Source organism: Sphingomonas abietis, assembly GCF_027625475.1.
GTDB classification, from domain to species: Bacteria; Pseudomonadota; Alphaproteobacteria; order Sphingomonadales; family Sphingomonadaceae; genus Solisphingomonas; species Solisphingomonas abietis.
This window is the reverse complement of record NZ_CP115174.1, coordinates 2,882,766-2,904,898: the sequence shown is the minus strand read 5'-3', so window position 1 is coordinate 2,904,898 and position 22,133 is coordinate 2,882,766. Positions and strand designations below refer to the sequence as shown.

Below are 22,133 nucleotides of genomic sequence, written 5' to 3'. Positions count from 1 at the left end.
TGGAGTTGTGATCCGTGTTACCGGGAAAACCCAAAAAATTAACAGCTTGATAGCTGAGGCGGAGGCCAATGGTCTGACTGCCTATCGGATCGGCAAAGATAAAGAAGATGGATTCGTCGGTATAGACGCTCCAATCGCGGTGCCAGATGCGGCGTGGGTGGCATCTACTGGAAAGGTCATTTGTTCGATTTTCCATAACGCAGGCGCGACCGCGTTGAATTTCGACACTCAGCCGAAAATCCGTTGATGCCCAACGCCAACACCCCCATCGACGAAGCGCGCTTCGAGCAGGAGTGGGAGCAGGATCAGGAACTGCTCGCCCAGCTCGCCACCAATGGCGATGACGCTTCGGTCGTGCGGCTGGTCGATGTCAGCTTCGTCGGCGACATGAAGGATCTGGAGCCGGTCGCCGAGGCGGCCGAGAGCCACGGCTTCGCCTTCGGCCAGCTGGTGCCGGACGAGGAGGGCGACGAGCCCGATGTCTGGCGCCTTGATCTCGATGTCGAGCAGACCATCGAGCCCGACGCGATCCGCGCGCTGACGCGCAAATGCCTTGAAATCGAAGCATCCTTCCCCGGCATCGAATATGATGGCTGGGGCTGCATGGCCGTGACCGGAGCCGACGACTAATGCCCAAGCGTACCGACATCTCCTCCATTCTCGTCATCGGTGCCGGCCCGATCGTGATCGGCCAGGCGTGCGAGTTCGATTATTCGGGCACGCAGGCGATCAAGGCGCTGCGCGAGGAGGGCTATCGCATCGTCCTCGTCAACTCGAACCCGGCGACGATCATGACCGACCCGGACATGGCCGACGCCACCTATGTCGAGCCGATCACGCCGGAGATCGTCGCCAAGATCATCGAGAAAGAGCGCCCCGACGCGATCCTGCCGACGATGGGCGGGCAGACCGCGCTCAACACCGCGCTGGCGCTGTTCCATGACGGCACGCTGGAGAAGTTCGGCGTGACGATGATCGGCGCCGATGCCGAGGCGATCGACAAGGCCGAGGATCGGCTCAAGTTCCGCGATGCGATGGACAAGATCGGCCTGGAGTCTGCGCGTTCGGGCGTCGCCCACACGCTCGACGAGGCGCTGGCGGTGCTGGAGCATACCGGGCTGCCCTCGATCATCCGGCCGAGCTTCACGATGGGCGGCACCGGCGGCGGCATCGCCTATAACAAGGAAGAGTTCATCCGCATCGTCATCGGCGGCCTCGATGCCTCGCCGACGACCGAAGTGCTGATCGAGGAGTCGCTCCTCGGTTGGAAAGAATATGAGATGGAGGTCGTGCGGGATCGCAACGACAATTGCATCATCATCTGCTCGATCGAGAATGTCGATCCGATGGGCGTCCACACCGGCGACTCCATCACCGTCGCGCCGGCGCTGACGCTGACCGACAAGGAATATCAGATCATGCGCAATGCGAGCATCGCGGTGCTGCGTGAAATCGGCGTGGAAACAGGCGGTTCCAACGTACAGTTCGCGGTCAATCCGAAGGATGGCCGGCTGATCGTGATCGAGATGAACCCGCGCGTCTCGCGCTCGTCCGCACTGGCATCGAAGGCCACCGGCTTCCCGATCGCCAAGGTCGCGGCCAAGCTGGCGGTCGGCTACACGCTCGACGAGATCATGAACGACATCACCGGGGCGACCCCGGCGGCGTTCGAGCCGACGATCGACTATGTCGTCACCAAGATCCCGCGCTTCGCCTTCGAGAAGTTCAAGGGCAGCGACGACACGCTCACCACCGCGATGAAGAGCGTCGGCGAAGTCATGGCAATCGGGCGCAATATCCATGAATCGATGCAGAAGGCGCTGCGCGGCCTGGAGACCGGCCTGTGCGGCTTCAACCCGGTCGATGCGCTGAAGGGGCGTCCGCGCTCCGAGCTGGAGGCGGCGCTGGCCCGCCCGACGCCGGATCGGTTGCTCTATGCGGCGCAGGCGATGCGCGAGGGCTTCACCGTCGAGGAAATCCACGCGATCGCCAAATATGATCCGTGGTTCCTCGAGCGGATCCGCGAGATCGTGCTCGCCGAGGAGGAGGTTCGCGCCGATGGCCTGCCGCGCGATGCGGCGGGGATGCGCCGCCTGAAGGCGATGGGCTTCTCCGATCGCCGCCTCGCTTGGCTGGCGCTGGAGAGCGCCAATCTGCGCCCCGGCACCGAGCGGATGCAGACCCGCGGCTCCGGCCTGATCCACGATGCGCTGACCGCGATGACCGGCGGCGTCACCGAAGCCGAGGTGCGGGCACTCCGCCACCGGCTCGGCGTGCGCCCGGTGTTCAAGCGCATCGACACCTGCGCGGCCGAGTTCGAGGCCAAGACGCCCTACATGTACTCGACCTACGAGGCCCCGGCCTTCGGCGAGCCCGAGAATGAGGCGATGCCGTCCGATCGCAAGAAGGTCGTCATCCTCGGCGGTGGTCCGAACCGGATCGGGCAGGGCATCGAGTTCGATTATTGCTGTTGCCATGCCTGCTTCGCGCTCAGCGACGCCGGCTATGAGACGATCATGGTCAACTGCAATCCAGAGACGGTGAGCACCGACTATGACACCTCCGACCGCCTCTATTTCGAGCCGCTGACCGCCGAGGACGTGCTGGAGATCCTGCATGTCGAGATGTCGAACGGCACGCTCCATGGCGTCATCGTCCAGTTCGGCGGGCAGACCCCGCTCAAGCTGGCGGCCGAGCTGGAAGCCGCCGGCATCCCGATCCTCGGCACCTCCCCCGACGCGATCGACCTCGCCGAGGATCGCGAGCGCTTCGCCGCGCTGGTCGAGCGGCTCGGCCTCAAGCAGCCGCGCAACGGCATCGCCCGCAGCCGCGAGGAGGCGATCGCGGTCGCCGACCGTATCGGCTACCCGGTGCTGATGCGACCAAGCTACGTGCTGGGCGGCCGCGCGATGGAGATCGTCGACAGCCAGGAGCAGCTGGAGAATTACATCCAGACCGCGGTGCAGGTCTCCGGCGACTCGCCGGTGCTGATCGACCAGTATCTGCGCGACGCCATCGAGGTCGACGTCGATGCGATCGCCGACGGCACCGACGTGGTGGTGGCAGGCGTGATGCAGCATATCGAGGAGGCCGGCGTCCATTCGGGCGACAGCGCCTGCACCTTGCCGCCCTACAGCCTCTCCGACGCGATCATCGCCGAGATCAAGCGCGAGGCCGACGCGCTCGCCCGCGCGCTGATGGTCAAGGGGCTGATGAACATCCAGTTCGCGGTGAAGGCCAGCGTCCGCGAGGACGGCACCAAGGAAGACGAAGTCTATCTGATCGAGGTCAATCCGCGCGCCAGCCGCACCGTGCCGTTCGTCGCCAAGGCGGTGGGCGTGCCGGTCGCCAAGATCGCCGCGCGCGTCATGGCCGGCGAGAAGCTGGCCGATCTGCCGCGCGTCGAGCGCACGATCGATCATATCGCGATCAAGGAAGCAGTATTCCCTTGGGCGCGCTTCCCCGGCGTCGATCCGGTGCTGTCACCGGAGATGAAGTCCACCGGCGAAGTGATGGGAATCGATACCAATTTCGAGGCGGCCTTCCTCAAGTCGCAGCTTGGTGGCGGCGTCGTGCTGCCGACCAGCGGCCGTGTCTTCATCTCGGTGAAGGATGGCGACAAGGCGCATATCCTGCCCGGCGCGAAGGCGTTGTCGGCGATCGGCTTCACCATCGTCGCGACCGGCGGCACCGCCGACTATCTCGCGGCGCAGGGCATTGTGGTCGAGCGCGTCAACAAGGTGGCGCAGGGCCGTCCGCACATCGTCGACATCATCAAGGATGGCGGGATCGACCTGATCTTCAACACCACCGAGGGCTGGCAGTCGTTGCAGGACAGCCGTGCGATCCGCATCTCGGCGGTGTCGGGGCGGATCCCCTATTTCACCACCGCGGCGGCCAGCGTGGCTGCGGCGCGCGCAATCGCCGCATTGCGGGATCGTCCGCTTGAAGTGCGGCCCCTCCAATCCTACAATAACTAGCTGCCGCTTTTTACTCCCCTACCAGTGAAGTGCTTTGAACGGCCCGCAGGGAGGGGCCGAGGGGCGGTGTATTTTATGACGAAAGGCAGTGGCTAGGATGGCGACCGTTGAGAAGATGCCGATGCTCCAGGAGGGCTACGAGCTCATCACGGCCGAACTTCAGCGCTTGAAGCTCGAGCGCCCGGAGGTGATCGATGCGATCGAGGAAGCTCGCGCGCATGGCGATCTCTCCGAGAATGCGGAATATCATGCCGCCAAGGAGCGGCAGGGCCAGATCGAGGCGAGCATCGCCGATCTGGAAGACCGCATGACGCGCGCCGTCGTGATCGACCCGCGCGACCTCTCGGGCGACAAGATCGTGTTCGGCGCGACCGTCCACCTGCTGGACGAGGACGACAAGCCGGTGACGTATCAGATCGTCGGCCAGATGGAGGCCGATGCCAAGCAGGGCAAGATCTCCTACAATTCGCCGCTCGGCCGCGCGCTGATCGGGCGCAAGGTGGGCGAGGATGTCGAGGTGACGGTGCCGTCGGGCGACCGCTATTATGCGGTCGATCGGATCGAGTTCATCTGATCCGACAGCCTTAAGGGATCTCGATCATGCGGCTGCCGCCCGCACGGGCGACCATCGCGATCTGCGCGATCACGGGCCTCGCTTTCTGTGCGGCCCTGCTCGCCGGGCAGCTCGATCGCGTCGCGATGCTGGCGGGGTTCATCCCCGCGCGTTTCTCCGACGGTCTGGCGGTCGCCGGCGCCGCCCCGGCATGGCTGACGCCGCTCAGCGCCACGCTGGTGCATGGCGGCGTCTGGCATGTCGTCTTCAATCTGCTGATGATCGCCTTTTGCGGCCGGCTGGTCGAGGCCTCGATCGGGCCTGTCGCGCTCGTCCTGCTCTATGTGGCGGGTGCCTATGCCTCGGCGGCCGCGCAATATGCCTATATGCCGCACAGCGCCGATGTGATGATCGGTGCGAGCGGGGCGGGGTCGGCGGTGATCGGCGCTTACGCGCTGCTCTACAGCCCCAAGCGCACGACCGGCTGGGGGCCGATCTCCGGCCAATGGCTACAGGTTCTGTGGCTGGCGGCGGCGTGGGTCGGCCTGCAGGCGCTGCTCGACATCGCGTCGGCGGGCGTGCCCGGGGTGCCGGCGGGCGGGGCCATCGCGACGCCCGCGCATGTCGGCGGATTCTTGGCCGGGCTTGTGCTGGCCCGGCCCTTGCTCCTGTTCCGCTACCGCAACGCCTGAGCGATCAGATCTGCTCGGGCTCGAGCAGGCGGTGGAGATGCACCACCACATATTTCATCTCGGCATCGTCGATCGAACGCTGCGAGGCGCTGCGCCATGCATCCTTGGCGCTGGCGAGATCGGGAAACAGGCCGACGAAATCGATCGCCTTGAGATCCTCGAAATCGAGGCCCTGGGGATCGGTGACGCGGCCGCCGAAAACGAGGTGGAGCTTGCTCATGAGGACACCTGCCGATTGTAGTGATGCGGCTGCCGCGTAAGCGCCTTTGTCGCGCCGCACAAGGGGCGGCGCGACAGCGTCGGCATTCCGCTTATCCGCGGGACTTCATGAAGGTGACCAGCTTGTCGAAGCCGTTCTTCTGCACATAGGAGTCGAAATCGGCGGTCTGGGTCAGCACCAGGTTGATCCCGGAGACGGTGAGGTTCGACACCTTGTAGCCGCCGCCGATCTTCTCGACCGTCCAGATCGCGGTGATCGGGCTGCTGCCCGGCTGGATCACCTGCGTGACCACCGCGGCGCCGTCGCCACGGGGAACGGCGCGAACCACCTTCACCTGGGCATTGGCATAATCGAACAGGCGATCGGCATAGGTGTTGATGATGAAGCCCGGCAGGGCGGCCTTGTAGGCCTGGTCCTGCGCCGGCGTGATCTGCGGCTTCCAGCGGCGGATCAGGCGGTCGCCGATCTCGTCGACCGCGAAATATTGGCCGAGCAGGCTGCGGAACTGCGCGCGGGCGGCATCCTTGCTGCCGGTATGCAGCACGCCGAAGGCCTGCGTCGACAGCGTGGTGACGAAGCGCGACGGATCGCTGTTGTCGACGGCGGCAGCGGCAGCGGGAGCGGCGATCATCGGGGCGGCGACACCGGCCATGCCGATCAGGGCGGCACCGAACATCAGGCGAAAAGAATGCATGCGAAACTCCGTGACAATGATCCGGACGAATACGGGTCCGGATTCGATAAGATGGGCGATTCTATAGCCGTGCCGGGATGAACGCAGGCTGCGATGACAAGTTCAGGCGCCGGTTTTCTTCTTGGCGCTGTCGATCGCGGCGGTGCTGGCCGAGCCGACCGCGGCGATGGCGCCATCGAGCAGCGACTTCATCGCCTCGCGTGCATGATCCCGGTTGAGACCGAGCTCGTCGAGCTTGTCGCGCCCGGCGCCCTTGGCCGCCTCGATCGCCTCGCCGGCGGCGCCGCGCACCTTTTCGCCGACCGTGCCGAGCACCTTGGCCTCGCGTTCCGTGCGAGGCAGCAGCGCGCCGATCACCGCACCGATGGCGAGGCCACCGAGCAGCGCCGAGATCGGATTGGAATCGAGGCCGTCCGCTGCGGACTTCTTGGCAGCCTCGGTGGCGCTCCGGGCCTTCTCGCGCGCGGCGGCATAGGCTTCGGACGCCTTCTCGCGGCTCGTCTCATAGGCTTCGGACATCTTGCCCCTGGCCTGGTCCAGCCCGTCCTTGGTGCGCTCCACGGCGCCGTGCGCGGCCTTGTTGGCCTTGGCATAGGCATCGTCGATGCCGTCGCGAATGGCCTGGCGGGTGGAGGCGGGGACGTTCTCGCCGTCGGAGGTTGCGGTCATCGGCCTTATCCTTCTGAAGCGGGCTGCGCGGTCTTGGCAATCTTGCGCTTGCGGGGTGAACGGAGTTTGGGCGCTGGAGTTTCCTGCGGCGCGGCACGCTTGTGCAGAAAAGTTCCGGCGATCCGCGCCAGGGGTTTGGCGGCCAGCAGCAGCGCGATCACGCCGGCGCCGGCGGCCACCGTGGCCGGCCGTTCCCGCACGATCACGCTGGCGCCCTGCGCGATCCCGGCCGAGCGGGTGCGGACCTGCGACATCGCCTCGTCCATCAGGTTGCGGGGGCTGATCCGCAGGTGGATTTCCTCGATCGTCGCGACCAGCCGCCCGCGCGCCGCATCGGCCTCGGCCTGCGCGGCCTCGACATTGTTCACGTTGGAAAAGAGGCGCTTGAGCAGGCTCATGCGGGCGTCTCCACTTCGGGTTTGGGCGGCGGGCCGGCGATCAGGCGGATCGCGATCCACACCAGCAGGCCGGCCAGCACCAGCCCGCCGGCCATCAGGATCACGCCCGCCAGCGCCGCGCCGACGAGCGGCGCCAGCGCCAGGACGAGGCCCAGCATCAGCGCCATCACCGACGCCAGGGCAAAGCAGCCCGCGATCAGCACCAGGATGATCGCGGCCCTCGACCGCCGGATAATAGCGAAGGCCTTGCTCTTGAGCAGCCGCACCTCTGCGTGGACGAGCGCGCGCCCATCCTCCCAGACTTGGCTGATCAGGCCACCCAGACCGAGCATCGCGCCCCCTCTCGTCCGGTCTTAGGACGCAGGCGTGCGCGGCTTGCGCTTGGCGGCCGTCTTGCGCGCGGGGGCGCCGTCGTCTTCCGCCACCGTGTCGGCCTTGGCCTTGGCCTTGCGGGCCTTGGGCTCGGCCGCCTGCGCGGTCTCTTCCAGCGCTTCGCTGCCGGCCTTGATAATCCGGGCGATCACGAAGCCCGCCGCGGCGGCCGCACCGATCGCGATCGCGGGCGAACCGCGCACGAGGTTGCGGGCGTCGTCGAACAGCTCCTCGACATCCTTGTCGCGCAGCGAGGCCGAGAAGCCGGCCACGGCATCGCCGGCCTTGCGGGCATAATCGCCATAGGCCGAGCCGAGCTTCTCATCGATCTGCGCGGCGCTGTCGCCGATCATCTTGGCGACCGAATCGAGGCCTGCCGACGCGCGCGCCTTGCCTTCGTCGGCATATTCGCGGGCCTTGTCGGTGGCCTGGCCCTTGAGGTCGGCCGCCTTGGCGGAGGCCTTGTCGCGCAGATCGGCGGCGTCCGCCTTCAGCCGGTCGCGGGTGGAATTGTTGGCGGCACCGGGAATGATGTGATCGGTGCCTTCGGGAAGCGTATCGGCCATGGCGAACCTCTTCGTTCGTTACGTGCGCGATCATAGCCGCGCCATCCCTCACAAAACCAGCCGTCTCTTGGGCGGTTCCGTAGAAAGCGTCCGGCCGAGTCGATTGCCTCCCCGCCGTTGCGCCGCTAACAGCCGGCCCGAGCCCAACTGGAGAGCCTTCATGACCGCCATCATCGACATCCATGCGCGCGAAATTCTCGATAGCCGCGGCAATCCGACGGTAGAAGTCGACGTCACGCTGGAGGATGGCAGCTTCGGCCGTGCCGCCGTGCCCTCCGGCGCCTCGACCGGCGCGCACGAAGCCGTCGAGAAGCGCGACGGCGACAAGTCCCGCTACAGCGGCAAGGGCGTGCTCAAGGCGGTGAAGGCCGTCAACGAGAAGATCGCCAAGGCGCTGGTCGATTACGAAGCCGAGGACCAGGCCGAGATCGACGCCGCGATGATCGCGCTCGACGGCACCGAGAACAAGTCCAAGCTCGGCGCCAACGCCATCTTGGGCGTCAGCCTCGCGGTCGCCAAGGCCGCCGCCGACAGCCGCGGCCTGCCGCTCTATCGCTATGTCGGCGGTGTTTCGGCGCATGTCCTGCCGGTGCCGATGATGAACATCATCAATGGCGGCGAGCATGCCGACAACCCGATCGACTTCCAGGAGTTCATGATCGTCCCCCACGGCGCCGACACCATCGCCGAGGCGGTGCGCTGGGGCTCGGAGATCTTCCACACGCTGAAGAAGGGGCTGTCCGAGGCGGGGCTCAGCACCGGCATCGGCGACGAGGGCGGCTTCGCGCCCAATATCGGTTCGACCAACGAGGCGATCGAGTTCATCCTCAAGTCGATCGAGAAGGCCGGCTACAAGCCCGGCGAGCAGGTCGCACTGGCGCTCGATTGCGCCGCCACCGAATTCTACAAGGGCGGCAATTACGTGATCTCGGGCGAGGGCAAGACGCTCTCCTCGCTGGAGATGGTCGATTATCTCGCCGATCTCGCCGCGCGCTACCCGATCTGGTCGATCGAGGACGGCATGGGCGAGGATGATTGGGAGGGCTGGAAGGCGCTGACCGACAAGATCGGCGACAAGGTCCAGCTCGTCGGCGACGATCTGTTCGTCACCAACCCCAAGCGCCTCGCGCGCGGCATCAGCGAGGGCATCGCCAACTCGCTGCTGGTCAAGGTCAACCAGATCGGCTCGCTGACCGAGACGCTGGAAGCGGTGAACATGGCGCAGCGTGCGCGCTACACCGCCGTGATGTCGCATCGCTCGGGCGAGACCGAGGATGCCACCATCGCCGATCTCGCGGTCGCCACCAACTGCGGCCAGATCAAGACCGGCTCGCTCGCCCGGTCGGACCGGCTCGCCAAGTACAACCAACTGATCCGCATCGAGGAAGAGCTCGGCTCGACGGCGCGCTACGCAGGACGGTCTGCATTTGCGACGAAAGTGGGTTGAATCTCAAGGAAATCCCTTGAGTCGCGGCACGATTTGACTCATTGATGCCTCTTATGCGTAGGGGGCGTCCTTTCTCGATCATTCGTGCCGCGATCGCGCCGGCTCTGGCGTTGCTCGTGATCGGCAATTTCGCGGGCTACGCCATTGCCGGGCCGAACGGCCTGATGGCGCTCGGCGACTATAAGGCGCAGCTGGCCCAGCGTCAGGCGCAGCTCAAGGCCGTCGAGGCTCAGCGCGCCGCGCTGGCCCACAAGGTATCGCTGCTCGACGCCCGCCATGTCGATCCCGACATGGCCGATGAGCTGGTGCGTCGTGACATGGGCCTCGCCCGTCCGGACGAAGTGATCATCCAGGCGCCTTGATTGCAGTTTTTGCAACTGCGTTACCTGCAAACGCAACAAGCGGCTCCCGTTGCGTGTTCCCGTCGGAAGCGCCTATACCCCGCGGAACCAACGCCCAGCGAGAGGCCTGAACTTTGGCGAGAGCATCTACGAAGACGACCGGGGCCGCAGCGCCCAAGGCCGACCCGATTCCCAATCGCGAGCGCCCGGGCGAGCCCGATCGCTACAAGGCGACCAAGGAAGAACTCCTCGAATTCTACCGCCAGATGACGCTGATCCGCCGCTTCGAAGAGCGCGCCGGGCAGCTCTATGGCCTCGGCCTGATCGGCGGCTTCTGCCATCTCTATATCGGCCAGGAGGCGGTCGCCGTTGGCTTGCAGTCGGCTCTCGATAACGAGAAAGACAGCGTTATCACCGGCTATCGCGACCATGGCCACATGCTCGCCTACGGCATCGATCCCAAGGTCATCATGGCCGAGCTGACGGGGCGCCAGGCCGGCATCTCGAAGGGCAAGGGCGGCTCGATGCACATGTTCAGCGTCGAGCATAAATTCTACGGCGGCCACGGCATCGTCGGCGCGCAGGTCAGCCTCGGCACCGGCCTCGCCTTCAAGCATAAATATGCCGACGATGGCGGTGTCTGCCTCGCCTATTTCGGCGACGGCGCGGCCAACCAGGGCCAGGTCTATGAGAGCATGAACATGGCGGAGCTGTGGAAGCTCCCGATCATCTTCGTGATCGAGAATAACGGCTACGCCATGGGCACCGCGGTCAACCGCTCGTCGTCCGAGGATCAGCTCTATCGCCGCGGCGAGAGCTTCCGCGTGCCGGGCATGCAGGTCGACGGCATGGACGTGCTGGCGGTGCGCGGCGCCATCGAGGAGGCGCTCAAGTGGGTGCGCGCGGGCAAGGGCCCGATCGTGATGGAGCTCAAGACCTATCGCTATCGCGGCCACTCGATGTCCGATCCGGCCAAGTACCGGACGCGCGAGGAGGTGCAGGCGATGAAGGATTCGTCCGACTGCATCGACGCGGTGAAGCGCGAGCTGGAAGCGCTCGGCGTGTCCGAGGAAGACCTCAAGAAGACCGACAAGGATATCCGCCAGAAGGTCGCGGAGGCGGCCGACTTCGCCGAGCAGTCGCCGGAGCCCGATCCGAAGGAACTCTATACCGACGTGCTGGTGGGGACGTACTGAGATGGCGATCGAACTGAAGATGCCGGCGCTGTCGCCCACGATGGAAGAGGGCACGCTGGCCAAGTGGCTGGTCAAGGAAGGTGACGTCGTGAAGTCCGGCGACATCCTCGCCGAGATCGAGACCGACAAGGCGACGATGGAATTCGAGGCGGTGGACGAGGGCACGATCGCCCAGATCCTGGTGCCCGAGGGCACCGACAATGTGAAGGTCGGTGTCGCCATCGCGATGCTGGCGGGCGAGGACGAGGATGCTGCCTCGGTCAAGGCCGCACCCAAGGCCGAAGCGCCCAAGAGCGATGAGGTCGAGGCGCCGCTGCCCGATGCGAGCACGCCGCACCAGATGGAATCCGGCGCCCGCGATCTCGTCGCCGACGTGGCGAAGTCCGAGAAGGCCGGCATCGACGCCCGCGATCCGGAAATCCCCGAAGGCACCGAAATGGTGAAGACCACGGTTCGCGAAGCGCTGCGCGACGCGATGGCCGAGGAGATGCGCACCGACGATCGCGTGTTCGTGATGGGCGAGGAGGTCGCGCAGTATCAGGGTGCCTACAAGGTGACCCAGGGGCTGCTCGAGGAGTTCGGCGCGCGCCGCGTGATCGATACGCCGATCACCGAATATGGCTTCGCCGGCGTCGGCACCGGCGCGGCGATGGCGGGCCTGCGCCCGATCGTGGAGTTCATGACGTTCAACTTCGCCATGCAGGCGATCGACCACATCATCAACTCGGCCGCCAAGACCAACTATATGTCCGGCGGCCAGATGCGCGCGCCGATGGTGTTCCGTGGTCCGAACGGTGCCGCCGCCCGCGTCGGCGCGCAGCATTCGCAGAACTATGCGCCCTGGTATGCCGCGGTGCCCGGCCTGATCGTGATCGCGCCGTACAGCGCGGCCGATGCCAAGGGGCTGCTCAAGGCGGCGATCCGGTCGGAAGATCCGGTCGTGTTTCTCGAGAATGAGCTGCTCTATGGCCAGAGCTTCGACGTGCCCAAGCTGGACGATTTCGTGCTGCCGATCGGCAAGGCGCGCATCGCCCGTGAAGGCAAGGACGTCACCCTGGTCAGTTACTCGATCGGCGTCGGCGTCGCCTTGCAGGCGGCGGCGAAGCTGGCCGAAGAGGGCATCGACGCCGAAGTGGTCGATCTGCGCACGATCCGTCCGCTCGACACCGCGACGGTACTCAAGTCGCTGGCCAAGACCAACCGCCTGGTGATGGTGGAAGAGGGCTGGCCGACCTGCTCGATCTCGTCCGAGATCGCCGCGGTGGTGATGGAGCAGGGCTTCGACGATCTCGATGCGCCGGTGCTGCGCGTCACCAATGTCGACGTGCCGCTGCCTTATGCCGCCAACCTCGAAAAGCTTGCGATGATCAAGGTCGAGGACGTGATCGTTGCGGCGAAGAAGGTCTGCTACAAAAGCTGAGAATGTGAGCCCCGGCTGGTGGACCGGTCGGGGCTCAACTGCAGGCGGTGCCGGTGCCGACGTTTGAGGGATCGACCGGTGTGCCGAGCAAGCGTGAGTCGCGTACCGCCATCGAAGCCGTCTCGTCGAGAAGCAGACGAGGGATCAGCTTCGCAGAAATGAGCGGCTTATAGGCGTAATAGACCTCGACAAACATCGTCGCATTGTAATCGGCGGCGGTCACCTGCTGGTTGACGGGGCCTATGCCCACGAGGTTCGTCGCACCCTGGACGCCATACAGTGAAGCATGGGTCTGGGCGCCATAGCAGCGTTGCCAAGTGATCTTGTATTTCCCTGTCGTATTGGGGCTCGCGACCGGCTCGAGCTGGGACAGGATGATGCGGCCGTTGGTCTTCATGTCCAATGCCGCCGACTGGATCTGTGCGCCGGTGAATGTATCCTGGATATCGGTTTCGCTCACCGCCGTCGAACCGTTCTGGTCGCTGCCCATGCGTGAACCATTGTCGGCCACCATCAGGGCGATCTGGCTGATCCGCATCTTGGTGGTGATGAAGTTGGCATATTCCGCTCCCGTGAGGCCGAGCAAGACGAGGAGCGGCAGAACGAGCGCGAACTCGATGAGGGCGACGGCGTGGTGATCGCGACCCACAGCGGTCAATCGGCGGAAGAGGGTGGACATGGTGGAGGTGCTCGCGCTCAACTGCAGTGAAGGGTCTGGGGCGTGCTCGAATAGGTCACTTGGTCGGCATAGGGCTGAACGGCGAGGACGGTTTCCGCCATCAGCGTCACCGTCTTGGGAAGACCGATCAGGCCTGCCATCGGAAATAGCCGTGGATAGGTGACGGTGACCTTGTAGAGCGTCTTGTCCTGGGCGCCGCCCGAGTTGGTGCCGAGCTGCGCATCCCAGACACCGTTGCCGTTTTCGTCGGTATAGGATTCGTTATTGTCGCATTTGCCGTCGCCATTGGCGTCGCTGAACGGCTCATATTGGCGGGCCGCGTCAGCATAATCCTTATAATACAGACGCGTGGGCGTAACGACCGCGACATTGTCCAGCCTCTTCACCTGTGCCGTGATCGTCGCATCGAGCGCCGCTTGGCCAGCGGCGGTGTTGTTGTCCTGGATCGAGGAATCGCGTGCCGTCTTCTGCACGACGCCCTCCAGAGCGGCCTCCATGTAGAGCGTGTGCGCGACGTCGAACATGCCCATCAACAGGATCATGAAGACGGGTGCGAGCAGGGCGAATTCGACGAGCGTGACGCCGGATTCGTTCGAACCGACATCGCCGAGCCGGACGGCGGCCGTCATTTTGTGATCCTCAACTGCGCGATTTTGGCAGCGATCGTCTGGAAGGCCGTCTGCAGGCTCGCGTTGGAGGTGGCATCGAAATAGTGCGAACTGTCGGTGGCGCAGGTCTGCAGGCGCTGCTTGGTATCGCTTGCGATCCCGGTGCCCCCGAAGGAGATCACCCAGAGGATCGTGTTGGGCTCGGCCTTCACTGAGGTGCAGAGCGCGGCGAGGCGCGTGTTGATGTCGTTGGACAGCGTGGAGTTGACGCCGGCGCAATTGGAGGCCGAGCCGACATTGCTGTCCGTTCGCCGATCCCACCAGGCGATGCCGAACTGCTGATAATCGCAGGCGAACGACTGGGCATCGCCGTCGGTCATGAAGATCATGTGCCGCTGGATCTGGCCGCCGGTGGCGGTGGTGGTGTTATCCGTCTTGTAAATGCCTTCGGGCGAGAGCAGGCGGCCGCCCCAAAGCATCCCGACATCGTGATAGGTGTTGCCGGACGCGACCAGCGAATCGACATAGTTGTCGAACGTGGAGGTCGACCAGGTCTGTAGTTTCTGCGCCGCGGTGGGACAGAAATAGAAATTGGCGCGGACGCTGTTGTAATAATTGCTGGTCGTATACTGGTCGCTGGTCGTCATGCTGTTGCTGCTCAACGAACCCGTTCCCGAAGCGCGCAGGTAGATGGCGTCGGGCAATGCCGGCGCGAGCTGGCCGTCGGCCATCGAGTTGATGTCGGTGGTTGCCGCGGCCTCTTCGGTGCAGCCATCCCATGTCACCGAAGTGTTGGTGTAATTGTTTCCGATAGGCAGGGAAACGCTGCTGCTCGACGGGCTGAATCCGCTGAGGTTGAGGTTGACCTGGCCATAATGCCATTCGTTGCTGAGCGTGCGCGACTGGACCGTGCAGCTCGTGCCGCCGCCCCATCCGTAGTTGTTGGTCGTGACCTTTTGATATTGCGTGGTGGATGTGTTCTGCGGGACGTTGTTGCAGGATATGTTGGTGTTAGACCAGTTGCCCCAATATTGGTAGACTTCACGCGACTGGTAAGGCCAGCTCGTCGCATAGTAGTTCGACGGCAGCAGGAGGCTTTTGAGGTTGACGTTGGTCGTGTAGGGCACGAAGCCAAAGCGCAGCTGGGTTCCGTTCGCTATACCGGCATTGGTGATCGTGCTCGTGCAGCTGCCGTTCGTTTTGAGCTGGGCCAGAACCTCATAGAAGCATTTGACCGCGTTCTTGAGACCGTAGATCTTCGACGTCGAACCCGAGTAGCAGCTATTGCCATTGGGATCGCACGACATCGAGCCGGTGTTGTCGAGCACGAACATCACATCGGTGTTGGGCATCTGCATGTCGGAATCGCAGCTGACGGACACCGTCTTGGTGGGGATGGCGAACACCCGCATCAGCGTCATCGGCACGGTCGTCGAGGCGACGCCATGCACGGTCGTGCTTCCGGTCGGCTGGGTGAAGGCCGTCGTCACCGTGCCGGTGCCGTAGGCGCCGTTCAGGAAATTGCCGGTGAAGAACTGATTGGCGACGGACAGATCGTCGGCGCCCCATGCGCCGCCGGCCATCGACCGGCGGCCGGCGAGCGCGCCGGCGTCGCAAGCGTGCTGGAGACGGACCTTGACCAGATAGAGTCGGCTGAGATCGATGGCGCCGCCCACCATCCCGGTCAGCGGGATCATCGCGGCTGCGGCGATCATGAGCACGTTGCCACCCTTGTCGCGCATCATGCGCGCGAACAGGGTGAAGACATTGCCAATCCGCTGCGACCGCATTCTGTAGACCTCCGCAGGACAAGGGATTTCCCGCGCCTGCTGGATAGCGTCCAACCGCTAATAAGGCGTTGACGGGCGCCGGGCGCGGCGCGAACGGAGATGGCTTCGAGAGGCAGATGGCCGGATGACAATGCCCATGCGAACGCGGTTACGATGACGAACGTGGACCGGGAGGCGCCGCTCCCGCCGGAAATCGAGATCGCGCTCGCCTATCTGCCGGAAAATAAGCGCCGGCGCGTGGCCAGTCTCTTCGAGCTCGATGCCCATCTCGGCAGTCTGGTGGCGCGGGCGCGCGAACCCACCATCGGTCTCCTGCGGCTGACCTGGTGGCGCGATGCTCTGGCAGCGCTGGACGGCGGCAGCGTCCCGCCCGAGCCGTTGTTGCTGGCGCTCTCCCAATCGGGCCTGCCCGGCGCCGCGCTGGCGGATTTGACCGAAGGTTGGGAGGTGTTGCTTGACGATCCGGACCTGACGGACGCGACCATCGCATGGCATGCCGAGCGGCGTGGGGCTGCGCTTTTCGCTCTGGCCGGGGGCTTGCTGGGAAGCCGGGATGCCGATGCCCAGCGGCTGGCCGGCGCAGGCGCGGGTTGGGCGCTGACCGATCTCGCCCGCCATCTATCGACGCGCGACCGCGTCGTTGCCGTGTTAAGCGCTGCGCGGCCACCGCTCGACCGCGCGATGGCGACGCGCTGGCCCAATGCTCTGCGTCCGCTCGGCATGTTGGCGGTGCTGGCGCGGGAGGATGCGCGGCGCGGGCATGAGGCGCTGCGGCCGCCGGCCTCGCGCGGGCGGCTGCTCCGACTGCTCGCGCATCGCTGGACTGGCCGCTGACGTCATGGCGCGCTAGGCTCGCCGCATCGGGGGAGGTCTGGGGAGGTCGAGCGATGTGGCGATATCTCGCGGGGGTGGCATCGGCGTTGTTTCTGGTGACGGCCGGGTTCCTGATCTGGACCGGCCTCGCCAGTCGGGACGAGCATATTCCGCCGCCGCCGGTACTGGCCCAGGCTTTCGCCGCGCCGGTCGCCACCGCGCCGGTGGCAGTGGATGCGCCCCAGGCCACCGAGCAGACCCGCGAGCAGAAGCGGTTCAGCCGATCCGATCACAACAAGGATGGCAAGATCGATCGCGACGAATATCTCGCCGCCCGCCGCCGCAACTTCGCCAAGCTCGATAGCAATGGCGACGGCAAATTGTCGTTCGACGAATATGCGGTGAAGGGCGAGGCCAAGTTCGCCGCCGCCGACGCCGACCGATCGGGCGCGCTCGACCCCCAGGAGTTCGCGACGACGCGGGTGGTCCGCAAGGCCAGGCCGCGCTGCCCGCCGGCCGGCCAGGCGGCGCCGGCGGCGACGGATAGCGGGGAGGATAATGGTTAGGGCGGGCCGGCATGCGGTGGAATGTTGGGCTTCCCGTGCTCCTGCGGAGGCAGGAGCCCAGGTGAGGAGCGGCCACGCCTGAGGCTCTGTGCTCCTGCTTTTGCAGGAGCACAGTTTGCTTAAGCGGGCACTGCCGCGATCTCTTCCTGCCACGTCGCCAGATCGGCGCGGGCGCGATTGGTGTAGGCGAGCTTGCGATCGGCCTTGCGCGGCAGCGATTCGAACGGCGGGAACAGCCCGAAATTGACGTTCATCGGCTGATAGGTGTCGGCCTCGCCGCCCCCGGTGATGTGGCCGAGCAGCGCGCCCAGCGCCGTCGTCGGCGGGGGCGGCGCCAGCGTGCGGCCGGCCAGCTCGGCGGCGGCGAAGCGCCCCGCCAGCAGCCCGATCGCGGCGCTCTCGACATAGCCCTCGCAGCCGGTGATCTGGCCCGCGAAGCGCACATGGAGGCGGCTCTTCAGGCGGAAGGTGTCGTCGAGCAGCACCGGCGAGCGCAGGAAGGTGTTGCGATGCAGGCCGCCCAGCCGCGCGAACTCGGCATTCTGGAGGCCGGGGATCATCCGGAAGATGCGGACCTGCTCGGCATGCTTGAGCTTGGTCTGGAAGCCGACGATGTTCCACAGCGTGCCCAGCGCATTATCCTGCCGCAGCTGGACGACGGCGCAGGGCCAGCGCCCGGTGCGCGGATCGTCGAGGCCGACCGGCTTCATCGGGCCGTGGCGCAGCGTCTCCTTGCCGCGCGACGCCATCACCTCGATCGGCATGCAGCCGTCGAAATAGGGGGTGTCCTTTTCCCACTGCTTGAACTCGGTCTTCTCGCCGTCGAGCAGCGCCTGGATGAAGGCGTCATACTCCTCCCGGTTCATCGGGCAGTTGATGTAATCCTTGCCGTCGCCCTTGTTCCAGCGCGACTGGAACCAGCAGGTTTCCATGTCGATGCTGTCGCGGTGGACGATCGGGGCGATGGCGTCGAAGAAGGCGAGCGCGTCCTGCCCGGTCTCGGCGGCGATCGCGCCGGCGAGATTGGCGGCGGTGAGCGGGCCGGTGGCGATGATCGCTGGCCCGTCCGGCAGCGCGTCGATCCGCTCGCGGACCAGTTCGATGTTGGGATGGGCGGTGATCGCGGCGGTGACGCCGGCGGAGAAGCCGTCGCGATCCATCGCCAGCGCCGATCCGGCGGGCACGCGGTGGGCATCGCCCTCGCGCAGGATCAGCGATCCCAGCGTCCGCATCTCCTCATGGAGCAGGCCGACCGCATTCTTCTCGGCGTCGTCCGACCGGAAGCTGTTCGAGCAGACCAGTTCGGCGAGATCGTCGGTATGGTGGGCGGGCGTGCCCTCGACGCCGCGCATTTCGGAAAGGCGCACCTTGAAGCCGGCTTCGGCGAGCTGCCACGCGGCTTCGGACCCGGCGAGGCCGCCGCCGATGATATGAATGTCATGCATGGCGCGGCCATAGCGCCAAGCGCCCGGTGCCGCGACCGCTTTGTTTCAGATCAGTTCGGCGAGATCCAATGCGTCCAGCAAGGCGACGCGTGCGGCGACCGCTTCCGGCCATGGGCCGAGCGTGGCGATCTCTTCGGGGCTGACATGCTCGGGCCAATGCGCCTCGATCACGGCGGCCAGCCGATCGAGCTTGGCGTCGTCCACCAGGAAACGCGGATCGACCGTCGCCGGATCGCACACCACGCGGAGCCGTAGGCAGGCGGGGCCGCCGCCATTGGCCATGGACTCGCGCACATCGACCGGGATCAGGCGGCGGATCGGGCCATTCCCGGCGATCAGCGCCTCCAGCCATGCCCAGACCCGGCCGACGCCCTGCGCCTCGCTGGGCAGGATCAGCGCCATGCCGGCGCCATAGGGTCCATTGGCGGGCAGCGTAACCAGCTGGGCGTTGAACAAATAGCTGGCGATGGCGTCTTCGAGGCTGACGGCGTCTGCCGGCACCTCCACGATCTCGACCGAGGGCAGGCGCGCGCGCAGATCGGCGAAGAAGCGGTGCTTGTCGGCGAAGGCCTGCTCGTGGGCGAACAGCACGCGCTCGTTGGCGACGGCGACGACGTCATTGTGGAAGGCGCCGGCGGCGATCGCCTCATTGGACTGGCGGACGAACAGGGCGTCGGCGAGCCCATGGCGTCGCGCGATGGCGGCGCTGGCCTGAAGGTGCTGGCGGGCCGGGAAGGGGCCGCCCGCCTCGCCATAGACGAACACCTCGACGCCGGACGCGCCATGATGGTCGCACAGGCGCATATGATTGGCCGCGCCCTCGTCTCCGAATGGCGCGGGGACGGGGCCGTGGACCGCGAAGGCGTCGTTGGCGAAGGCGATCTCAAGCTGCGCCAGCGTGCCGGGCCATTCGTGGCTGCGATGCGGCATGGTGACGAGATTGGCGACGCTGAGGTGGCAACGGCCGTCGGCGGCATCGGGCGCGGGCGAGACGGTCGCGGCGTTGGCTGCCCACATCGCCGAAGCCGAGGTCGCGGCCGCCCAGAGCGGGCCGGCGCTGGCCGCGTCGGTGGCGAGCGTATCGAGCCACGCACCGTCGGGTCGGCGATGCGGCAGCAGGATGCCCTGGGTCAGCCCGAGCGCGAGGTTGGCGCGCATCTTGGCCAGCCCCTGCAACGCGGCGGCGCGGGGGCGGGAGGTCTGGCCGGCATTCTTCTTCGACGCGAGATTGCCGAGACTGAGGCCGCCATAATTGTGGGTCGGCCCGACGATGCCGTCGAAATTGATTTCGATCAGATCAGCCACAAATACCCCCGTTCGTCCCGAGCGAAGTCGAGGGACGTGACGCGCAACATGTCTCGACTTCGCTCGACACGAACGGAGAGGCGAGATTACCGCGCGACATAGGTGATCTCATGGCCGGGCGAGATGCCGAGCAGTGCGGCGCTCGCCGCATCGATCGCGGTGTCGGCGCCGCGATGCTCGATCGTCGCGTTGACGCAGACGAAATCGGTCAGCCGGCCCTTGGCGACGAGGCCATGCTGGCCGCCCTTGGCATCGGTGGCCGCCAGCGTCGCCGTCTTGGCGTCGCGCACCGATCGGATGCTGTCGGTCGCCGCTGCCATGGTCGGGCCGCCGTCGAAGATGTCGATATAGCCCTCGTGGTGGAAGCCCTCGCTCTCCAGCATCCGCATCGCGGCGCGGCCGGTCGGGTGCGGCATCCCCATCACGGCGCGGGCCGTATCGGGCAGCATGGCGGTGTAGATCGGGTGCTTGGGCATCAGATCGGCGATGAACTGGTTGCCGTGGACGGCGTTGAACTGGTCCGCCTCCTGGAAGCTCATGCCGAAGAATTTGCCGGCGAGGCCATCCCAGAAGGGCGATCCGCCGGCCTCGTCGATCACCCCGCGCAGCTCGGCGATCACCCGGTCGGCGAAGCGCTGGCGGTGCTGGCGGATGAACAGGTAGCGCGAGCGGGCGAGCAGCAGGCCGAGCCCGCCGGCGCGTTCGCGCGGGTGCAGGAACAGGCCGCCGACCTCGGTGGTGCCCTCATAATCGGTGGTGAGGTTGAGCATCTCGGCGCGGAAGGTGCGGCCGAGCTCCTGGCTCGACTGGCTCAGTACGCCGGTGCGATAGCTGTAGAAGGGCCAGCGATTGCCGATCGTCGAGAAGACCTGCCCGGTGCCGATCACCTGGCCGGTCTCGACCTTCTCCAGCATCAGCAGATACACGTCGTCGCCGGTGCTCTCCTCCTGCTTGCCGAAGGCGGCGGCGGAGCGGGCGAGCTTGGCGGAAAGCGCGTCGCGATCGGGCGGCAGGTTGGTGAAGCCGCCGCCGGTCAGCTTCGCCATCTCGTAGAGGCTTTCGAGATCCTCGGGGCGCGAGGCGCGGATGCGGAAGCCGCTCACGGGCGGCCCCGCTCGGCCAGTTCGAGCAGCACGAGGGTGGACAGGCGGGCGCGTTCGGCCAGGCTCTCGACGATCAGAAATTCCTCCCCTGAGTGAATGGCACCGCCGCGCACGCCCATGGTGTCGACCACGGGGACGCCCTGCGCCGCGATATTGTTGCCGTCGCAGACGCCGCCGGACGGCGCCCAGGCGATGGTCTGGCCGAGCCGCGCGCCGCAATCGCGGACCAGCCCGAACAGCCGTTCGGCGGCGGCGTCCAGCGGCTTGGGCGGGCGGGCGAAGCCGCCGTGCAGATGGACATGGACGTCATGTTCGATCGCGACCGCTGCGATCGCGGCATCGATATGGTTGCGCGCGCGCGTCTCGTCTTCGGGCGTCCTGGGCCGCATGTTGATGCGCAGCACGGCATGATCGGGCACGACGTTGTTCGGCCCGCCGCCCTCGATCTTGGCGGCGTTGACCGAGAGGTTCGGGCCTTTGGCGCGGGCGAGGCGGAGCGCGAGATCGGCGGCCGCGAGCACGGCGTTGCGGCCATCCTCAGGGTTGCGGCCGGCATGGGCGCTGCGGCCGGTGACGACGATCGAGAAATTGCCGCTGCCGGGACGCGCGCCGGCCAGCAGACCCTCTGGCGTCGCCGCCGGTTCGTAGGTCAGCGCCGCGGCCTTGCCCTGGGCGGCGCGGGCGATCAGCGCGGCCGAGCCGTGCGAGCCGGTCTCCTCGTCCGAATTGATCACCACCTCATAGCCGATGCGGGCGGCGAGCGGGCTGGCCTCCAGCCCCTTGAGCGTGGCGAGGATGATCGCGATGCCGCCCTTCATGTCGGCGACGCCGGGGCCGTTGATGCGGCCATCGTCGAGCGTGCGGATCGTCTGGAAGGCATGATCGACGCCGAACACGGTATCCATATGGCCGGTCAGCAGCAGCTGGACGGGGGCCTCCGGCCGCACCGCGACATGCAGGTTGCGACCGCGTTCGCTGATGCGGACGGCGCCATCCGGCAGGATCGATTCGACCGGATCGGCATCCAGCAGCGACACCGTGCCGGGTAGCGCGGCAAAGGCGTCGGCCAGCTTGCCGGCCACCGCGGACAGGCCGGCGAGATGGGCGGTGCCGCTGTTGATCGCCGCCCAGTCGAGCGTCTGGGCGAGCATCGGCTGATCCGCCGCGCGATCGAGGACGGCGTGCTGCTCGGTGCGAAGGGGTGACATCGGCCACCATTAGCCCGAAAGCGCGACGGCGGGCAAACCCGCAGGCTCGATCGTTCAGGCGGTCAGGC

At 66.2% G+C, this 22,133-nt stretch carries 23 protein-coding genes; 10 read left to right on the top strand and 13 right to left on the bottom strand.

From position 1 onward, the window contains the following. The first annotated feature begins 246 nt into the window (after positions 1-246). The 4 genes from PBT88_RS13825 (at position 247) to PBT88_RS13810 (ending at position 5,225) form a co-directional block, all read left to right on the top strand. Positions 247-630 carry a ribonuclease E inhibitor RraB gene (locus PBT88_RS13825; RefSeq protein WP_270075915.1) on the top strand — a complete coding sequence of 128 codons (384 nt, stop codon included), beginning with the start codon at positions 247-249 and terminating at the stop codon, positions 628-630. Then, on the top strand, positions 630-3,980 hold the full coding sequence (gene carB / locus PBT88_RS13820) for a carbamoyl-phosphate synthase large subunit (RefSeq protein ID WP_270075914.1): 3,351 nt from the start codon (positions 630-632) through the stop codon (positions 3,978-3,980). Before PBT88_RS13825 ends, carB begins: the two co-directional genes overlap by 1 nt. Before the next feature lie 97 nt (positions 3,981-4,077). After that, positions 4,078-4,554 carry a transcription elongation factor GreA gene (gene greA, locus PBT88_RS13815; protein WP_270075913.1) on the top strand — a complete coding sequence of 159 codons (477 nt, stop codon included), beginning with the start codon at positions 4,078-4,080 and terminating at the stop codon, positions 4,552-4,554. 26 nt (positions 4,555-4,580) lie between these two features. Then, on the top strand, positions 4,581-5,225 hold the full coding sequence (locus PBT88_RS13810; RefSeq protein WP_270075912.1) for a rhomboid family intramembrane serine protease: 645 nt from the start codon (positions 4,581-4,583) through the stop codon (positions 5,223-5,225). Between the two features lie 4 nt (positions 5,226-5,229). On the opposite strand, the gene PBT88_RS13805 is transcribed toward PBT88_RS13810, so the two are convergent. The 6 genes from PBT88_RS13805 to PBT88_RS13780 form a co-directional block, all read right to left on the bottom strand. Then, positions 5,230-5,445, bottom strand: coding sequence for a DUF4170 domain-containing protein (locus tag PBT88_RS13805; protein WP_270075911.1), 216 nt, complete (start codon positions 5,443-5,445; stop codon positions 5,230-5,232). Positions 5,446-5,536: 91 nt separating this feature from the next. Continuing rightward, on the bottom strand, positions 5,537-6,139 hold the full coding sequence (locus PBT88_RS13800; RefSeq protein ID WP_270075910.1) for an MlaC/ttg2D family ABC transporter substrate-binding protein: 603 nt from the start codon (positions 6,137-6,139) through the stop codon (positions 5,537-5,539). A gap of 102 nt (positions 6,140-6,241) precedes the next feature. After that, a complete protein-coding gene (locus tag PBT88_RS13795; RefSeq protein ID WP_270075909.1) occupies positions 6,242-6,808 on the bottom strand; it encodes a hypothetical protein in 567 nt (188 codons plus the stop codon). A 5-nt stretch (positions 6,809-6,813) separates the two neighbouring features. Continuing rightward, positions 6,814-7,206: a DUF3618 domain-containing protein gene (locus PBT88_RS13790; protein WP_270075908.1), complete on the bottom strand. Its 393-nt coding sequence runs from the start codon at positions 7,204-7,206 to the stop codon at positions 6,814-6,816. Beyond that, the gene (locus PBT88_RS13785; RefSeq protein WP_270075907.1) at positions 7,203-7,538 is read right to left on the bottom strand and encodes a phage holin family protein; all 336 of its coding nucleotides are present in this window, start codon (positions 7,536-7,538) and stop codon (positions 7,203-7,205) included. Before PBT88_RS13785 ends, PBT88_RS13790 begins: the two co-directional genes overlap by 4 nt. 21 nt (positions 7,539-7,559) lie before the next feature. Further along, a complete protein-coding gene (locus PBT88_RS13780) occupies positions 7,560-8,144 on the bottom strand; it encodes a hypothetical protein (protein ID WP_270075906.1) in 585 nt (194 codons plus the stop codon). Positions 8,145-8,304: 160 nt separating this feature from the next. Between PBT88_RS13780 and eno the strand changes: the two genes are divergently transcribed. The 4 genes from eno to PBT88_RS13760 all read left to right on the top strand — a co-directional run bounded on the left by eno (position 8,305) and on the right by PBT88_RS13760 (position 12,548). Continuing rightward, a complete protein-coding gene (eno, locus tag PBT88_RS13775) occupies positions 8,305-9,591 on the top strand; it encodes a phosphopyruvate hydratase (RefSeq protein WP_270075905.1) in 1,287 nt (428 codons plus the stop codon). A 53-nt stretch (positions 9,592-9,644) separates the two neighbouring features. Further along, on the top strand, positions 9,645-9,953 hold the full coding sequence (locus PBT88_RS13770; RefSeq protein WP_270075904.1) for an FtsB family cell division protein: 309 nt from the start codon (positions 9,645-9,647) through the stop codon (positions 9,951-9,953). Positions 9,954-10,066: 113 nt separating this feature from the next. Then, positions 10,067-11,128, top strand: coding sequence for a pyruvate dehydrogenase (acetyl-transferring) E1 component subunit alpha (pdhA, locus tag PBT88_RS13765; RefSeq protein WP_407696462.1), 1,062 nt, complete (start codon positions 10,067-10,069; stop codon positions 11,126-11,128). Between the two features lies 1 nt (position 11,129). Continuing rightward, positions 11,130-12,548, top strand: coding sequence for a pyruvate dehydrogenase complex E1 component subunit beta (locus tag PBT88_RS13760; RefSeq protein WP_270075903.1), 1,419 nt, complete (start codon positions 11,130-11,132; stop codon positions 12,546-12,548). Positions 12,549-12,582: 34 nt separating this feature from the next. On the opposite strand, the gene PBT88_RS13755 is transcribed toward PBT88_RS13760, so the two are convergent. From PBT88_RS13755 to PBT88_RS13745, 3 genes are read right to left on the bottom strand one after another with little or no spacing between them, the layout of a single operon-like run. Next, positions 12,583-13,227 (bottom strand): TadE/TadG family type IV pilus assembly protein, encoded by a 645-nt coding sequence (locus PBT88_RS13755; protein ID WP_270075902.1) that lies wholly within the window; start codon positions 13,225-13,227, stop codon positions 12,583-12,585. 17 nt (positions 13,228-13,244) lie between these two features. Next, entirely contained in the window at positions 13,245-13,856 is a 612-nt protein-coding gene (locus PBT88_RS13750; RefSeq protein WP_270075901.1) for a TadE/TadG family type IV pilus assembly protein, read from the bottom strand. After that, positions 13,853-15,625 (bottom strand): TadE/TadG family type IV pilus assembly protein, encoded by a 1,773-nt coding sequence (locus PBT88_RS13745; RefSeq protein WP_270075900.1) that lies wholly within the window; start codon positions 15,623-15,625, stop codon positions 13,853-13,855. The genes PBT88_RS13750 and PBT88_RS13745 overlap by 4 nt, the downstream gene beginning before the upstream one ends. Before the next feature lie 153 nt (positions 15,626-15,778). Here PBT88_RS13745 and PBT88_RS13740 point away from each other — a divergent pair, with 153 nt between their 5' ends. Together PBT88_RS13740 and PBT88_RS13735 are read left to right on the top strand one after the other, a co-directional pair. Beyond that, complete coding sequence (locus tag PBT88_RS13740) at positions 15,779-16,459, top strand: squalene/phytoene synthase family protein (RefSeq protein ID WP_270075899.1); 681 nt, start codon at positions 15,779-15,781, stop codon at positions 16,457-16,459. Between the two features lie 53 nt (positions 16,460-16,512). Further along, entirely contained in the window at positions 16,513-17,004 is a 492-nt protein-coding gene (locus tag PBT88_RS13735) for an EF-hand domain-containing protein (protein ID WP_270075898.1), read from the top strand. 119 nt (positions 17,005-17,123) lie between these two features. On the opposite strand, the gene trmFO is transcribed toward PBT88_RS13735, so the two are convergent. The 4 genes from trmFO to PBT88_RS13715 form a co-directional block, all read right to left on the bottom strand. Continuing rightward, complete coding sequence (gene trmFO, locus PBT88_RS13730; protein WP_270075897.1) at positions 17,124-18,449, bottom strand: methylenetetrahydrofolate--tRNA-(uracil(54)-C(5))-methyltransferase (FADH(2)-oxidizing) TrmFO; 1,326 nt, start codon at positions 18,447-18,449, stop codon at positions 17,124-17,126. A gap of 45 nt (positions 18,450-18,494) precedes the next feature. Continuing rightward, positions 18,495-19,745 (bottom strand): N-succinylarginine dihydrolase, encoded by a 1,251-nt coding sequence (locus PBT88_RS13725; protein ID WP_270079265.1) that lies wholly within the window; start codon positions 19,743-19,745, stop codon positions 18,495-18,497. Between the two features lie 95 nt (positions 19,746-19,840). Then, positions 19,841-20,800, bottom strand: a complete 960-nt coding sequence (locus tag PBT88_RS13720) for an arginine N-succinyltransferase (protein WP_270079264.1) — start codon at positions 20,798-20,800, stop codon at positions 19,841-19,843. Between the two features lie 53 nt (positions 20,801-20,853). After that, positions 20,854-22,065, bottom strand: coding sequence for a hydrolase (locus PBT88_RS13715; protein ID WP_270075896.1), 1,212 nt, complete (start codon positions 22,063-22,065; stop codon positions 20,854-20,856). Positions 22,066-22,133: the final 68 nt, after the last annotated feature.

Bases quoted from the DNA above. Each gene is read 5' to 3' on its own strand.
- PBT88_RS13740 (WP_270075899.1), top strand. From the start codon at position 15,779: ATGACGAACGTGGACCGGGAGGCGCCGCTCCCGCCGGAAATCGAGATC.
- PBT88_RS13780 (WP_270075906.1), bottom strand. From the start codon at position 8,144: ATGGCCGATACGCTTCCCGAAGGCACCGATCACATCATTCCCGGTGCC.
- PBT88_RS13720 (WP_270079264.1), bottom strand. From the start codon at position 20,800: ATGGCGAAGCTGACCGGCGGCGGCTTCACCAACCTGCCGCCCGATCGC.
- PBT88_RS13715 (WP_270075896.1), bottom strand. From the start codon at position 22,065: ATGTCACCCCTTCGCACCGAGCAGCACGCCGTCCTCGATCGCGCGGCG.
- PBT88_RS13805 (WP_270075911.1), bottom strand. From the start codon at position 5,445: ATGAGCAAGCTCCACCTCGTTTTCGGCGGCCGCGTCACCGATCCCCAG.
- PBT88_RS13745 (WP_270075900.1), bottom strand. From the start codon at position 15,625: ATGCGGTCGCAGCGGATTGGCAATGTCTTCACCCTGTTCGCGCGCATG.
- PBT88_RS13770 (WP_270075904.1), top strand. From the start codon at position 9,645: ATGCGTAGGGGGCGTCCTTTCTCGATCATTCGTGCCGCGATCGCGCCG.
- eno (WP_270075905.1), top strand. From the start codon at position 8,305: ATGACCGCCATCATCGACATCCATGCGCGCGAAATTCTCGATAGCCGC.
- PBT88_RS13795 (WP_270075909.1), bottom strand. From the start codon at position 6,808: ATGACCGCAACCTCCGACGGCGAGAACGTCCCCGCCTCCACCCGCCAG.
- PBT88_RS13755 (WP_270075902.1), bottom strand. From the start codon at position 13,227: ATGTCCACCCTCTTCCGCCGATTGACCGCTGTGGGTCGCGATCACCAC.
- PBT88_RS13810 (WP_270075912.1), top strand. From the start codon at position 4,581: ATGCGGCTGCCGCCCGCACGGGCGACCATCGCGATCTGCGCGATCACG.
- PBT88_RS13750 (WP_270075901.1), bottom strand. From the start codon at position 13,856: ATGACGGCCGCCGTCCGGCTCGGCGATGTCGGTTCGAACGAATCCGGC.
- trmFO (WP_270075897.1), bottom strand. From the start codon at position 18,449: ATGCATGACATTCATATCATCGGCGGCGGCCTCGCCGGGTCCGAAGCC.
- PBT88_RS13790 (WP_270075908.1), bottom strand. From the start codon at position 7,206: ATGAGCCTGCTCAAGCGCCTCTTTTCCAACGTGAACAATGTCGAGGCC.
- carB (WP_270075914.1), top strand. From the start codon at position 630: ATGCCCAAGCGTACCGACATCTCCTCCATTCTCGTCATCGGTGCCGGC.
- PBT88_RS13825 (WP_270075915.1), top strand. From the start codon at position 247: ATGCCCAACGCCAACACCCCCATCGACGAAGCGCGCTTCGAGCAGGAG.
- greA (WP_270075913.1), top strand. From the start codon at position 4,078: ATGGCGACCGTTGAGAAGATGCCGATGCTCCAGGAGGGCTACGAGCTC.
- PBT88_RS13735 (WP_270075898.1), top strand. From the start codon at position 16,513: ATGTGGCGATATCTCGCGGGGGTGGCATCGGCGTTGTTTCTGGTGACG.
- PBT88_RS13800 (WP_270075910.1), bottom strand. From the start codon at position 6,139: ATGCATTCTTTTCGCCTGATGTTCGGTGCCGCCCTGATCGGCATGGCC.
- PBT88_RS13785 (WP_270075907.1), bottom strand. From the start codon at position 7,538: ATGCTCGGTCTGGGTGGCCTGATCAGCCAAGTCTGGGAGGATGGGCGC.
- PBT88_RS13760 (WP_270075903.1), top strand. From the start codon at position 11,130: ATGGCGATCGAACTGAAGATGCCGGCGCTGTCGCCCACGATGGAAGAG.